The sequence below is a fragment of the Chitinophaga sp. SVR4-12A genome (genome assembly GCF_056754765.1).
Map to the genome: position 1 here is coordinate 182979 of NZ_JBPGWP010000001.1, position 14393 is coordinate 197371.

A 14393-nucleotide genomic window follows, 5' to 3' on the forward strand; every position below is an offset into this window, starting at 1 on the left:
ATACCTTTGCCCCGTAATTAAACCTGTAATCCATTGAGGCATCTCGCTGCACTTAACATATACTTCGTAAAATACAAATGGCTTTTTTCACTAGGATTGTTATTCACTTCCATTTCCATTGTATTCAGCGTTTTCCAACCCGTGATGGTAAGGCAGATCTTTGATCTCCTGGCCCAGAACCTCGACAGCTACCGCATCATCGGAGATACCAGCATCAAAGGCATCTTCCGCGCAGATTTCTCCCGGGTGCTGGCCTTTTACGGCATTACCATCCTGCTTTCCGCCCTGCTCAGCGGCTTTTTCATGTTCCTGCAACGGCAAACGCTCATTGTTATGAGCCGCCACATTGAATACGACCTCAAGAACGATATTTACCAGCACTACCAGGTACTGGACCTTAACTTCTTTAAAATGCACCGTACCGGCGACCTGATGAGCCGGATCACGGAAGACGTATCACGCGTAAGGATGTACGTAGGCCCGGCCATTATGTATGCCGCCCGTACCATTATCATGATGATCATCATCATTTACCTGATGGTGAAAGTGAACCTCACGCTTACATTATATACATTATCGCCGCTGCCGCTGCTGGCCCTCACCATTTATTATGTGAACCACATCATCCACCGCAAAAGCGAGCGGATCCAGGCGCAGCTTTCTAACCTGACCTCCATCGCCCAGGAATCCTATTCCGGTATCCGGGTGATCAAATCATATGTACAGGAACAGTCTACCACCACGCATTTTGAACATGCCAGCGAAGAATACAAGCGCAGCTCGGTGAGCCTGGCAAAAACAGACGCCCTGTACCAGCCCGCAATGTCGCTTATGATCGGGCTCAGTGTGATCCTCACCATCTTCGTCGGCGGCTGGCAGGTGATCCGCGGAAACATCACCGTGGGCAACCTGGCCGAATTCGTGATCTATGTGAACATGCTCATCTTCCCCTTCTTTTCCATCGGGTGGGTGGCTTCCATGATCCAGCGTGCAGCCGCCTCACAGCAACGCCTGAATGAATTCCTCCAGATCAAACCGGAGATTAAAGACAGTCTGGATGCCCGGGCAATCACCCTGCAGGGCGACATCCGTTTTGAGCATGTATCTTTTACGTACCCGCATACAGGTATCCAGGCCATTAAAGATTTTGATCTGAGCATCAAGCCCGGACAAAAAGTAGCCGTGATCGGCCGTACCGGTTCCGGAAAATCCACCCTGGCGCAGCTACTGTTGCGCATGTACGATCCGCAGGAGGGAAGAATCCTGCTGGATGGGCATAATATCCGGGAGCTGAAGCTGGAAAGCCTCCGCAGCCAGATCAGCTATGTGCCACAGGATGTGTTCCTGTTCTCCGATAATATTACCAATAATATACGTTTCGGAGCGCCCACCGCCACCGTCGAAACGGTACAAAAGGCTGCACGTCAGGCTTCTGTAGAAAAAGACATCCTCGGTTTCCGGGAAGGATTCGACACGGTGATAGGAGAGCGGGGCGTAACCCTGAGCGGTGGCCAGAAACAGCGTATCTCCATTGCCAGGGCCCTGATCATGGACCCGAACATCCTCGTGTTCGACGATTGCCTGTCTGCCGTAGACGCCCGTACTGAAAAAGAGATCATCGGTAACCTCTATGCCTATCTGAAGGATAAGACCGCTATTATTATTACCCACCGCATATTTGCATTGTTCGAATTTGATAAGATCATAGTTTTGGATGATGGTAAGATCGTGGAGACTGGTACGCATGAAGAATTAATGTCATTAAACGGTTATTACGCAGAGCTCTATGCGCGTCAGCAATCAGGCGAAGAAGAATCTGTAAGTGAATAGTATTCACTTTTTTATATATACCGGCAACCCCTTATCGCCCAGAGTTTTCCATCTGTTGACAAAATCATTTAAAATTATTTTGATATTTGTAAAACAATAGTATATTTGTTGCTTATTGAATAACAGGATTGATTCGTTAACACTTAAATCTATCAACTGTGGCGTACGAAAACAACAATCAACAGGAAAGAAACAACGACAGCATCTTTTCTAAACGATTGAAAGCGGGTAAAAGAAGAACGTACTTCTTTGATGTAAAGACCACTCGGGGAAACGATTACTTTCTGACGATCACAGAAAGTAAGAAGCGTTTCAATGACAACGGGTACGACAGGCATAAGGTGTTCCTGTACAAGGAAGACTTTAACAAATTCCTGAACGCATTAACAGAAACCATCAACTACGTAAAGACCGAGTTGATGCCCGATTTCGACTTTGATGCTTACAACCACGATTATGTGAGAGAAGACGGGGAGGATGACAACGAAGTAGTAGTAGTAGAAAGCGCTGCCGCTGAAAGCACACCGGTAGTAGAAGCTGCTGTTACAACGCCCGCTGCAGCCGCCGCATCTCACAGCGATGATGTAGACAAATGGTAAGATTTTTACGTTTTTTTCACAGATAGGACCTCCGGATTTTTCCGGAGGTTTTTTGTTTTAGCTGCTAGCTATTAGCCCTTAGCCACTAGCTAGCAGCTAAGAGCTAACGGCTAATAGCCTTCCATGCGTTAATAAGGCCATTGGTGCTGCTATCATGTCCCGTCACCTTATCCCCGTTCTGCAGCTCCGGCAGTATCTTATTCGCGAGCTGTTTACCTAGCTCCACACCCCACTGGTCAAATGTGTAAATGTTCCAGATCACTCCCTGTACAAAGATCTTGTGTTCGTATAGGGCTGTGAGTGAGCCCAGTGAACGCGGCGTGATCTCTTTTACCAGGAAGGAATTAGTAGGACGGTTGCCGGTAAATACTTTATACGGCGTTAATTTAGCCACTTCATCAGCAGTAAGCCCCGACTTCTCCAGCTCTGCGCGTACCTCTTCCGCTGTTTTACCGTTCATCAGCGCCTCCGTTTGTGCAAAGAAGTTAGAGAGCAGTTTTACATGGTGATCACCAATCGCGTTGTGGCTGATAGCAGGCGCAATAAAATCACAGGGGATCAGTTTGGTGCCCTGGTGGATCAACTGGTAAAAAGCATGCTGTCCGTTAGTGCCAGGCTCACCCCATACAATTGGGCCAGTCTGGTAAGTCACCGGCTGTCCGTTACGATCTACATACTTGCCATTGCTTTCCATATTTCCCTGCTGGAAATAAGCAGCAAAGCGGTGCATATATTGATCGTAAGGCAGGATGGCCTCGGTATGAGCGTCAAAGAAATTGCCGTACCACAGGCCTACCAGCGCCATGATAACCGGTATATTTTTTTCCAGTGGTGTTTCCCGGAAGTGTTTGTCAACTGCATGCGCACCTGCCAGCAGCTGTTTAAAATTATCAAAGCCAATGGTAAGCGCAATGCTCAGACCGATGGCGGACCAGAGCGAATAACGGCCGCCTACCCAATCCCAGAACTCAAACATGTTCTTAGGGTTGATGCCAAAAGCAGTAACAGCTTTCTCGTTGGTAGAAAGCGCTGCAAAGTGCAGGGCGATATGCGCCTCATCTTTTGCATGCTCCAGGAACCACTGTCTGGCAGTCAGCGCATTGGTCATGGTTTCCTGGGTGGTAAAGGTTTTGGAAGCGATGAGGAACAGCGTTTCATCCGGCGTTACTTTTTTCAGTGTTTCAGCAATGTGCGTACCATCCACATTGGAAACAAAATAAGGCTGCATGCCTTTTACCCAGTAGGGGCGGAGGGCTTCGGTTACCATCACAGGGCCAAGGTCAGAACCGCCGATACCGATATTCACGATATAACGTATAGGCTTGCCGGTATATCCTTTCAGCTCGCCGCTATGGATCTGTTTGCAGTATTGTTCCATCTTGTTCAACACGGCATTCACATCTTCCATGACGTTCTTGCCGTCCAGCAGCACGGGTTCATTGCTTACATTGCGCAGGGCGGTATGCAGCACGGCCCTGTTCTCGGTAGCATTGATCTTCTCAGCGCTGAACATGGCCTCTCTGCCTGCTTCCACCTGGCATTCACGGGCCAGCTCCAGCAACAACCCGAGGGTCTCCTTCGTTACCAGGTTCTTCGAATAATCGAACAGTATATCTTCAAAACGCAGGGAGAATTGCTCGAAACGTTGCGCGTCTTCAGCAAAGAGCTTGCGCATATGAACCTGCTTCATGCCTGCGGCGTGCTGCTGCAGTTGCTGCCAGGCTTTTGTGGTGGTAGGATTCGTCGATGGGAACATATAGCTAGTGTATTTATGCTGACCAAAAATAAACGTTACAATCCAGATTTGCCAGTTAAGATTAAGCTAATATGGAAAGCATACATATAAAACCGTAAATTATACATCTTAGCGCCGCTCCCGGTAAAGCTTCCAGGAGATAGCCACGGCGATGAGCCCGATAGCAATAATGGAGGCCTGGATCACGACATGCTCGGAGACGATATCCACATGTTTCCGTTTGAGTATAATGCCATAAAGGGCCCAGGCATTCACCAGCCCGTAGGTGATACTGTGATGCTGCAGGATCATATACGCCGAGATCCCGGCGCAAAGAGCGATCATCAATACCGACCATACTACCTGTGAAATGCCCTGGCCATGCCAGCCCCAGTAAACCATCAGGGCGGTGATATTGGCAACAGTGGCAATGCTGATCCAGCCCAGGTACAGGCTGAAAGGGAAGTGCACAAACAATTTCTCGCGCAGCGGCGCTGCTGTATCGCCGATAGAAAAGTTGTGCCGGATGGCGATCAGGCTGGCCAGCAACAGCAGCATCAGCAACACGGATACGGGCAGGATCTCATAGTGCCAGGCAAAGAGCCAGCAGGCATTGGCAATGCAGCTTATCATCCACCAGTACCGCATGCGGGTCATCAACCGGCTCAGTTCCTGTGGACGTTTTCCCCAGAATGCCAGCCACAATTGGTAAATGGTGAAGGCCAGGAGGCCCAGGTAGATCAATGTCCAGATAGTGCTGAAAGTAAAGCCCGCAGGCACCAGCAGGTTAGGATATTTCTCGGCTACCGTTCCGGTCTGCTGCCCGTTGATGGGCAACCATACCGCCATGATGTTTACTGCAATTACTACCACAAACCCGATGACGTGGAAGACGGATTGATTCTTGTAATGGAGCGTCTCATCGGTAATCATAGCAATAGTTAGGTTTGGACAGTACTGTTAAAAATCTGCAAATATTGTGCTAGAGAAGTCGTAAGTGATTAGTCGTTAGTCACTAGTGAATGCCGTGGTGATAAGGCAGGCTCTAATCACTGACGACTAACGACTAACAACTAACGACTTTTTTCCTTACATTTGCGCCCTATGACAGCAGAGCAACTTAAAGCTATGAGGGACCGTCTCCACGTCCTGGGAGGTTTTCTTTAACGTCCCTGACCGCATAGCCAAAATAGAAAATGATAAACAGCTTACCCTTGCGCCCGGCTTCTGGGACGATAATGCCCGGGCAACTTCCATTCTGAAAGAGATCAAGGTCAACAAATTCTGGGTAGACCTCTATGAGCAGGTACAAACAGCCATTGAGGACAGCGCAGTGCTGAACGATTTCCAGAAAGAAGGTGAGGCCACTGAAGATGAAGTGCGGGATGCGTACGAAAATGCGCTGAACGCCCTGGATGAGCTGGAATTTAAATCCACCCTGAACCAGCCGGAAGACGAAATGCCGGCGGTATTGACCATCAACTCCGGCGCCGGTGGAACCGAAAGCCAGGATTGGGCGGAAATGCTGCTACGCATGTATCGCATGTACGGCGAAAAGCAGGGCTGGAAAGTATTGGAAATTGATGTGCAGTACGGCGATGGTGCAGGTATCAAATCTGCCACGCTGGAGTTTGACGGCGAATTTGCCTACGGCCTCCTGAAGGCTGAAAGCGGTGTGCACCGCCTGGTGCGGATCTCGCCTTTCGACGCCAACGCGCGGCGCCATACCTCCTTCGCCTCCGTATTTGTTTACCCGCTGGTGGACGACACCATCGAAATTGCCGTAAACCCGGCCGACCTGGAATGGGAATTCTACCGTTCAGGCGGTAAGGGCGGACAGAACGTAAACAAGGTGGAAACTGCCGTACGTTTGAAGCATATCCCTTCCGGCATCATCATCGAATGCCAGCAGGCCCGCACACAGGGTGAGAACCGCGAAAAGGCCCTCACCATGCTGAAGTCCCGCCTGTACGAAGAAGAGATACGCAAACGCGAAGAACTGAAAAATGCAGCCAACGCCAACAAACGCAAGATCGAATGGGGCTCGCAGATCCGCTCTTATGTATTCCATCCCTACAAGATGATCAAAGACCACCGCACAGATTTTGAGGTGGGCAATGTGCAGCCTGTAATGGATGGAGAACTGGGTGGGTTTATTAAGGCCTATTTGATGATGGCGAAGGAAGAAGCTTAAGACTAGTTTGAGGTTTGATGTTTGAGATTTGAAGTTCGTTAAAAGTTAGAAGTTAATGCCTGGCTGCCGTTATCTGGCATACCTGTCCTGTACCTCTAACATCCCACAAACTTCAAACCTCAAACATCAAACCTCAAACCTTTATTTTTACAACAAAATCGTAAACCAAAACTTATTTGAGGATGCACAACGCTTATTTTCAATTTGCAGCACCCCAGAACGAGCCGGTATACAGCTACGCGCCAGGCTCTCCCGAGAGGGCAGCGTTAAAAAAGCAGCTGGCTGCCTTCAAAGCCGTATCTGCAGATATTCCCATGTACATTGGCGGTAAAGAGGTGCGTTCCGGTAAAACGGTAGACATCCACCCCCCGCACGAAATAAAGCACAAGCTGGGCCATTTCCATATGGGAGACGCCAGCCATGTAAAAACGGCCATCGACGCTGCACTAGCTGCACAGGCACAATGGGCCGCCACCCCCTGGGAACAACGCGCCGCCATTTTCCTGCGCGCAGCAGAGCTCATCGCCACCAAGTACCGCTATCACATGAACGCGGCTACCATGCTCGGACAGAGCAAGAACGCCTACCAGGCAGAGATAGACAGCGCCTGTGAGCTGATCGACTTCCTGCGCTTCAACGTGCATTACCTGAGCGACATCTATAAACAGCAGCCTTACAGCCCCGCAGGCATTCATAACAGAACAGAATACCGTCCCCTGGAAGGTTTTGTACTGGCAGTAACGCCTTTTAACTTTACCGCCATCGGTGGTAACCTGCCCACAGCGCCTGCTATGTGCGGTAACGTGGTGGTATGGAAACCTGCCAACACCCAGGTATTTGCCGCCAGCATGTTCATGCAGATCCTGATAGAAGCAGGCCTGCCTGCCGGCGTTATCAATCTCGTATATGCAGAAGGTCCGGTATTGGGCGATGTATGTTTTGCACACCGCGATTTTGCCGGTATCCATTTCACCGGTTCTACAGGTGTGTTCCAGCAGATGTGGAAGACCATCGGTACTAATATCAGTAAATACAGGTCTTACCCCCGTATCGTGGGAGAAACCGGCGGTAAGGACTTCGTTGTGGCGCATGCTTCTGCCCAGGTAGATGTGGTAGTTACAGCACTGGCCCGGGGCGCTTTCGAATACCAGGGACAAAAATGTTCCGCTGCTTCCCGCGCTTACCTGCCTTCCAACATCGCAGATGAGGTGCTGTCTAAACTGACAGCTACACTGGGTACCATGAAAATGGGCACCGTGGAAGATTTTGGCAACTTTATCAACGCCGTGATCGACGAGCGTTCTTTTGATAAGATCGCTGCTTATATAGACCAGGCTAAAAAAGACCACAGCTCTAAGATCATCGCCGGCGGCGGTTACAGCAAAGCGGATGGCTACTTCATCGAGCCTACCGTGATCGTTACCACTGATGCGAAATACAGAACCATGTGCGAAGAGATCTTCGGCCCCGTGCTCACCATCTTTGTGTACGACGCAGAGAAATTTGAAGAAACACTGGAGCTGGTAGACAGCACTTCCGATTATGCGCTCACCGGCTCTATCCTGTCGCAGGACCGCTACGCCATTGAGCTGGCTACACGGAAACTGGTGAATAGTGCAGGTAACTTCTACATCAATGATAAACCGACCGGTGCGGTAGTGGGACAGCAGCCTTTTGGCGGCGCCAGGGCCTCCGGCACCAACGATAAGGCCGGCTCTATGCTGAACCTGTACCGCTGGTTAAATGCAAGGACCATCAAGGAAACTATGGTACCGCCGGTAGATTATAAGTACCCCTTTTTGAGCGCTGACGCTGGTGCTTGAAAACGGTCTTGGTAACAAAATAGCCCAGGGAAGCGCCGATCCAAACGTCGCTTGACCAGTGGCGGTTATGATATAGCCTTGACAGGCCCGTAAGTCCGGCAAGGCTATATGCAACCCACGGCACCCAGGGATAGTCTTCCCCGTAAATTTCTGAAAGGGCAGTGGCCACCGTCGTAACAGTTAACATATGCCCGGATGGAAAGGAAGTATGCTTGCGATCCCCGGTAAAAGGCGGATCATAGTTGGCTACGTTATCGGTGAAGGAAGGCCTTTCCCTCCGTATGATCACTTTGGCGGTGGTGTAGAGCAGCGTAGAGATCAGCAGCGATTTGGTGGTCATCAGTGAAGCATGTTCCAGGTTCCGGTTCTTCGTAACAACTCCCACCGCGTACATCCCCAGTATCAGGTAAGGAGAGTAAGCATTGCCAAAAGGCTCTATCTCGTGTGCAACACTGTTCAGGAATTTGGTCTGGTTTAACTGGAAGGCCCTTTTGATCTCATAGTCTGCCAGCATTAAGCCGCCGGCAACCCCGAACACCACCCCTAATCGTGTAAAATCTTTTTTATGCCAGTGTGCCGGCCGGCTCACCGTATAACCCAGATCTTCAAAAATACTTTTCAGGTAAGTGCCATTAATGCGGTACCTGATAATGCTGTCTTTAGAAGCATGTGTAGTGTCTGTAGAACTCAGTTGCAGGCTGTCATTGTTCACGCGGCTGCTGTCTGTTTGAGCGGCGCTGAACATAGGGATCAGCAGTGTCAGGCAGCAGTAGCTGAGATATCGGGATGTTCGCAAATTGAATATTAATTTTCTGTCAACAAATTTTGCGCAAATATAAAAGAAAACTCCATAGTCAATGGTCTGTAGTCCATAGCAACTTGCGTAATTTTGGCGGACCATTGACCATGGGCTAAAACATTAAATTGTATGAAACCTCGTTTAGTTGTGCTTTCAGGCGCAGGTATCAGTGCTGAAAGCGGGTTAAAAACCTTCAGGGACAGTAACGGCCTCTGGGAAGAGCATGATATCTATGAAGTAGCCTCCCCGCAGGGCTGGCAAGAATCCCGGCCTGGTGCTGGACTTTTATAACATGCGCCGCAAGGACGCCAGAACGGCGCAGCCCAACGCTGCCCATATCGGCCTGGCTCAACTGCAGGAGCATTTTGATGTGCGCATCATTACCCAGAATATAGACGACCTCCATGAACGCGCCGGCTCCGAAAAGGTGATCCACCTGCACGGCGAGATATTTAAAATGCGCAGCGTATTGGACGAGACGCTGATCTACCCGGCAGAGGGGGATATTAAACTGGGAGACCTGGCGGCAGACGGCGGACAATTACGCCCGCATATCGTCTGGTTCGGCGAAGCAGTGCCCATGATAGAGGTGGCACTGGCCGAAGTACTGGAAGCGGATATTTTTGTGGTGATAGGTACTTCACTCAATGTGTACCCCGCCGCCGGTTTATTGAATTATGTGGGCGAAGCAGTGCCCAAATATGTGATCGATAAAAACATCCCTGTCATAGGCGATATCCCTGGATTGCACCTGATAGAAAAACCGGCTACAGAAGGAGTGGTGGAGCTGACTAAGCTGCTGGCTGCCCGTATTTAACAGGAACAAGGGGTTTTTCTGCAGTGCTGCCCGGGTACTACCCGTAGAAAAGCCCCTTTTCGCCCTATGAAACCCCGGTGAAAGCCCGGTGAAACACCACCCCCCTATACTAGTCGTAATAATACGATGAGATGTCCTCTCTACATTTCCAAACACCCTTATTCAAAGCTTTCCTCAAATCTTATATCGTGCTCTTCCAGCTCTTTGAGCACGGGGTTATACACTTCCGGCATTACCGGGATATGCAGCCCGGTCAGCGTGATCTTTTCCTGCAGCAGCAGCTTGGCGGTAATGCCCAGGGGCAGGCCCACGGTTTTGGCCATAGCCGTACGCAGGTTATCCTCTCCCTGTACGATCATGTAGCTGTGCATACGGGTGGCGATGTTCCGCCTTTCAAACTCAATTTCATGCATCATCACGATCATGTCCTTGTCGTTAGGCGACATGCCCAGGCGGGACTCCATGGCCTGCTGCAGCACAGTGGCGTTGGTTTGCTCCCCCTGGTTGATCACTTCCCCGTTTAACAGGCCCAGGTATTTCAGCTGCCGGATCACTTTAGACTTACTGCTCACGCCGAGGAACAGGGCCACATTCTCTTCATTGCTCAGCTGCTTGTCTGTTTTCACGTGCTGGGTGGCCCATTTGAAATAGCTCAGGTTGTCGGTCTGGATCTTGCGGCTGTCGTCGGTAAGTCCGAGACGTATAATGGCGCTCCATCCTTCGCAGAAATCCGGGTACCGCAGGGTAGCCCGCATAAAGGTGGGGATGTTATCCAGGTTATAAGCCGACATATAGGCCAGCGAATCCCGGTTGGGATAGTATGCCAGCTTGCCGAGTCCGGGTATGAGGATGGTTTTGGACTGGTCAAACAGCTGCTCGTGGTTCAGCTCTTTTACCTTGCCCTTATCCTTGTAGGTGGCGCCTGATTGGCCCGCCAGTACGATATTACGGGCGTTCCAGGTGATTTTGTACTGCCAGGGGTTATCATTGCTCTCCGGGGAGATCAGCCCCCCGCAGTAGGATTTAAAGGAGTAGATCAGCCCGCCCTTCTTTTCAATGGAGTGGATCACTTTCATGGCAGACATATGGTCAATGCCCGGATCCAGTCCCAGCTCATACATAAACAGCAGCCCGGCTTTCTGGATGTCTTTCTGCAGCTTTTTCACTTCGGGGTCTGTATAAGAGGCGGTAAGGAGGTGTTTACGGTATTGGAGGCAGTCTTTGGCCACCAGTATATGCAGGGAGGGAGGGAGCAGGGAGATGACCAGGTCCGTTTCTTCTACCAGCGCCTGACGGGCCTGGCTGGTCACGGATATCAATAGCTACGGGCGTCACATAATAGGATTTTCCCGTTTTCGATTTTATCAACATTAAGTCGCTGTCCACCACAGTTACATGCCATTTCTGTCGCGGTGCATTAGTCAACAGGTAATCTATCAGGCAGGTAGCTGATTTTCCGGCGCCAAACAACAGGATGTTTTTCATATTTGCTTTACAACTTTAGATTTAACTGGTTAATAGTTAGGGGAAATAACAGCGGTAATCTTAGATATGTTCGGAAAATCTAGGAAATCCGATTTCAAATGTCCCAAAATTATTTGACTCTTTCCCGTTAATCTTTGATTATCATCCCGTTAGGAACAAATACTTTGCCAATATTTTTTTTATTCTATATGGGAATAATTAAATATAATATTAGCTTAATGGTTTGAAGTTGTGCAAAGGTAAATAAAATCAGGTTTGAAGTTTGAGGTCTGACGTTTGTTAGATGTAGAGGTCTTGATCAGTGGTCCGGCTATAATTTATGAACCTTTAACCTTCAACCAACCTCAAACCTCAGACCTCAAACTTCAAACCGCTAACTCTTTTCGTTTTTATTCACATTCCTTCCCCTGTGGCTCCAAATAACGGCTGAAAAAGCGTATATTTGCGCTTCTGTGTTTTTAACAGAAAAAACTGTAAACCAATAACTAATGGCAGAAAATACGGAAAATCAGCAGGACGGCAGGATTATCCAGATCAACATCGAGGAGCAGATGAAAACGGCTTACATAGACTACTCCATGTCTGTGATAGTAGGCCGTGCCTTACCCGATGTAAGGGACGGTTTAAAGCCGGTGCACCGCCGTGTTTTATTCGGAATGAATGAGCTGGGCAACAACAGTAACAAGCCCTACAAGAAATCAGCCCGTGTGGTAGGTGAAGTAATGGGTAAGTTCCATCCCCACGGTGATAAGGCCATCTATGACACCATTGCGCGCCTCGTACAGCAATGGACCATGCGTTACCCCCTGGTAGACGGTCAGGGTAACTTCGGTTCCGTAGATGGTGACGATCCGGCGGCCATGCGTTATACGGAGGTGCGTATGCAGCGTATAGCGGAAGCCATGCTGGAAGACATCGAAAAAGAAACAGTAGATTTCACCCTTAACTTCGACGATACCCTGGAAGAGCCCACGGTATTGCCGACGCGGATCCCTAACCTCCTGGTGAACGGCGCCTCCGGTATCGCAGTAGGTATGGCCACCAATATCATGCCTCACAACCTCAGCGAGGTGGTAGACGGCCTGGTGGCATATATCGACGACCGTGAGATCACTATAGAAGACCTGATCAAACACGTGAAAGCCCCCGATTTTCCGACCGGAGGTATCATTTACGGCTACGAAGGCGTAAAGCAGGGCTTTGAAACAGGCCGCGGCAGAGTAGTGGTGCGCGGTAAGATCAACGTGGAAACCACCAAAGCCGGCCGTGAAAGGCTGGTGATCTATGAGCTGCCCTACCAGATCAACAAAGCAGTATTACACCAGAAAATAGCCCAGCTGGCAGACGATAAGATCATTGAAGGCATCTCCGAGGTTCGCGATGAAAGCGACCGTGAAGGGATGCGCCTGGTGATCGACCTCAAACGGGAAGCCATCGCCAACGTGGTGGTGAACCAGCTGTACAAATACTCCGAACTGCAAACCTCTTACGGTATCAACAACGTGGCCCTCGTAAAAGGCAGGCCCCGTATCCTGAACCTGAAAGAGCTGCTGTCTGAATTTGTAGAGTTCCGCCATGAAGTGGTATTGCGCAGAACCCGCTACGACCTCCGTAAAGCAGAAGAAAAAGCACATATACTGGAAGGCTATCTCATCGCCCTCGATCACCTGGATGAAGTGATCGCGCTGATCCGTGCATCCCGCACGCCGGATGAAGCAAAAGAGGGTTTGATGTCCCAATTCGGCCTGACAGAGATACAGTCCAAAGCTATCCTCGAGCTCCGCCTGCAACGCCTCACCGGCATGGAGCGCGATAAGATCAAGGAAGAATACGACGAGATCATGAAGCTGATCGCTTACCTGAAAGAAGTACTGGCCGACGAAGGCCTGCGCTTTAAGATCATCAAGGACGAGCTCCTGGAAGTGAAGAAGAAGTTCGGCGACGAGCGCAGGACAGAGATCCAGTACCTGGCCAGCGAAATGCGCATCGAAGATATCATCGCAGAAGAAGACGTGGTGATCACCATTTCCCACCTGGGTTATATCAAACGTACCTCCGCTTACGACTACCGCCAGCAGAAACGCGGCGGCCGTGGCGCCATCGGTGGTAAAACCCGCGAAGAGGACTATATTGAGCACCTGTTCGTCGCTTCCACCCACCATACCATGCTGTTCTTTACCGAAAAAGGACGCTGTTTCTGGCTGAAGGTGTATGAGATCCCCGAAGGCGACAAACAAAGCAAGGGCCGCGCGATCCAGAACCTGATCACCCTGCCCACCGACGATAAGATCCGCGCCATCATCGATATCAAAGACCTGGGCGATAAAGATTTCATCAATAGCCATTACATCGTACTCTGCACCAAGAATGGTATCATTAAGAAAACCTTGCTGGAAGAGTTCTCCCGCCCACGCCAGAATGGTGTGAATGCCATTACTATCAACGAAGGCGACCAATTGCTGGAGGCCAAGCTCACAAACGGCAACAGCGAAATGATGATGGCCATCCAGAGCGGCAGGGCCATCCGTTTCCCCGAAAATACCGTGCGCGACACCGGCCGCGGCGCCATTGGCGTAAGGGGTATCGAGGTGGATAATGAGAACGATGAAGTGGTTGGTATGATTTGTGTTAATAAGGATGATGAGTCGCGTACCGTACTCGTCGTGTCTGAAAAGGGCTTTGGAAAGCGAACCAGCATCGAAGAGTACCGTATTACCAACCGTGGGGGAAAAGGAGTAAAAACCATCAACATTACGGAGAAAACAGGTAACTTGATCGCTATACTGGACGTAACCGAGAAAGATGACCTGATGATCACCTGTAAATCCGGTATCACCATCCGCATGGCAGTAGCAGATATCCGCGAAGCCGGCCGGGCTACCCAGGGCGTACGCCTGATCCGCCTGGACGACAACGACGAAATAGCCGCTGTGGCCAGACTGGACGAACAGGAAGAAGAGGAAATTGCCAACGGAATTGAAGCTGAATCTGAGGGAGCCGCCGGCGAAGGGACCGATACCGCCGGGAGCACTGAAGCACCCGCAGAAACTACCAACGAGTAGATAAATTAAAAAACCATACTTATATTGTTATCAGCAACTAAAAATTGAG

11 protein-coding genes are annotated in these 14393 nt (G+C 50.0%); 7 read left to right on the forward strand and 4 right to left on the reverse strand.

Annotated elements, in window-relative coordinates; translation table 11 throughout:
* Positions 1-33: 33 nt before the first annotated feature.
* Complete coding sequence (locus tag ACR9Y8_RS00755; RefSeq protein WP_481211307.1) at positions 34-1830, forward strand: ABC transporter ATP-binding protein; 1797 nt, start codon at positions 34-36, stop codon at positions 1828-1830.
* 158 nt (positions 1831-1988) lie between these two features.
* The gene (locus ACR9Y8_RS00760) at positions 1989-2429 is read left to right on the forward strand and encodes a DUF3276 family protein (RefSeq protein ID WP_481211308.1); all 441 of its coding nucleotides are present in this window, start codon (positions 1989-1991) and stop codon (positions 2427-2429) included.
* A 103-nt stretch (positions 2430-2532) separates the two neighbouring features.
* Here ACR9Y8_RS00760 and pgi read toward each other — a convergent pair whose 3' ends face one another.
* Together pgi and ACR9Y8_RS00770 are read right to left on the reverse strand one after the other, a co-directional pair.
* On the reverse strand, positions 2533-4185 hold the full coding sequence (gene pgi / locus ACR9Y8_RS00765; protein WP_481211309.1) for a glucose-6-phosphate isomerase: 1653 nt from the start codon (positions 4183-4185) through the stop codon (positions 2533-2535).
* A gap of 108 nt (positions 4186-4293) precedes the next feature.
* Positions 4294-5097, reverse strand: coding sequence for a hypothetical protein (locus tag ACR9Y8_RS00770; protein WP_481211310.1), 804 nt, complete (start codon positions 5095-5097; stop codon positions 4294-4296).
* A 171-nt stretch (positions 5098-5268) separates the two neighbouring features.
* Between ACR9Y8_RS00770 and prfB the strand changes: the two genes are divergently transcribed.
* A protein-coding gene (gene prfB / locus ACR9Y8_RS00775; protein WP_481211311.1) for a peptide chain release factor 2 occupies positions 5269-6358 on the forward strand; the annotation gives its coding sequence in 2 pieces (ribosomal slippage) (positions 5269-5328 and positions 5330-6358; 1089 coding nt in all).
* Between the two features lie 182 nt (positions 6359-6540).
* On the forward strand, positions 6541-8181 hold the full coding sequence (gene pruA / locus ACR9Y8_RS00780) for an L-glutamate gamma-semialdehyde dehydrogenase (RefSeq protein ID WP_481211312.1): 1641 nt from the start codon (positions 6541-6543) through the stop codon (positions 8179-8181).
* Here the strand turns inward: pruA and ACR9Y8_RS00785 are convergent.
* Positions 8123-8977: a phosphatase PAP2 family protein gene (locus tag ACR9Y8_RS00785; RefSeq protein ID WP_481211313.1), complete on the reverse strand. Its 855-nt coding sequence runs from the start codon at positions 8975-8977 to the stop codon at positions 8123-8125. The genes pruA and ACR9Y8_RS00785 overlap by 59 nt on opposite strands.
* Before the next feature lie 132 nt (positions 8978-9109).
* Between ACR9Y8_RS00785 and ACR9Y8_RS00790 the strand changes: the two genes are divergently transcribed.
* Both ACR9Y8_RS00790 and ACR9Y8_RS00795 read left to right on the forward strand, forming a co-directional pair.
* A complete protein-coding gene (locus tag ACR9Y8_RS00790; RefSeq protein ID WP_481211314.1) occupies positions 9110-9271 on the forward strand; it encodes a Sir2 family NAD-dependent protein deacetylase in 162 nt (53 codons plus the stop codon).
* A gap of 1 nt (position 9272) precedes the next feature.
* Entirely contained in the window at positions 9273-9797 is a 525-nt protein-coding gene (locus ACR9Y8_RS00795) for a Sir2 family NAD-dependent protein deacetylase (RefSeq protein ID WP_481211315.1), read from the forward strand.
* A 158-nt stretch (positions 9798-9955) separates the two neighbouring features.
* Here the strand turns inward: ACR9Y8_RS00795 and ACR9Y8_RS00800 are convergent, their stop codons facing one another.
* Positions 9956-11107, reverse strand: coding sequence for a saccharopine dehydrogenase C-terminal domain-containing protein (locus tag ACR9Y8_RS00800; protein ID WP_481216205.1), 1152 nt, complete (start codon positions 11105-11107; stop codon positions 9956-9958).
* Between the two features lie 663 nt (positions 11108-11770).
* Here ACR9Y8_RS00800 and gyrA point away from each other — a divergent pair.
* Positions 11771-14344, forward strand: coding sequence for a DNA gyrase subunit A (gene gyrA, locus ACR9Y8_RS00805; protein WP_481211316.1), 2574 nt, complete (start codon positions 11771-11773; stop codon positions 14342-14344).
* Positions 14345-14393 lie beyond the last annotated feature (49 nt).

Excerpts from the sequence above, each read along its gene's own strand:
- pgi (WP_481211309.1), bottom strand. The coding sequence starts at position 4,185 with ATGTTCCCATCGACGAATCCTACCACCACAAAAGCCTGGCAGCAACTG.
- gyrA (WP_481211316.1), top strand. The coding sequence starts at position 11,771 with ATGGCAGAAAATACGGAAAATCAGCAGGACGGCAGGATTATCCAGATC.
- pruA (WP_481211312.1), top strand. The coding sequence starts at position 6,541 with ATGCACAACGCTTATTTTCAATTTGCAGCACCCCAGAACGAGCCGGTA.
- ACR9Y8_RS00795 (WP_481211315.1), top strand. The coding sequence starts at position 9,273 with ATGCGCCGCAAGGACGCCAGAACGGCGCAGCCCAACGCTGCCCATATC.
- ACR9Y8_RS00790 (WP_481211314.1), top strand. The coding sequence starts at position 9,110 with ATGAAACCTCGTTTAGTTGTGCTTTCAGGCGCAGGTATCAGTGCTGAA.
- ACR9Y8_RS00770 (WP_481211310.1), bottom strand. The coding sequence starts at position 5,097 with ATGATTACCGATGAGACGCTCCATTACAAGAATCAATCCGTCTTCCAC.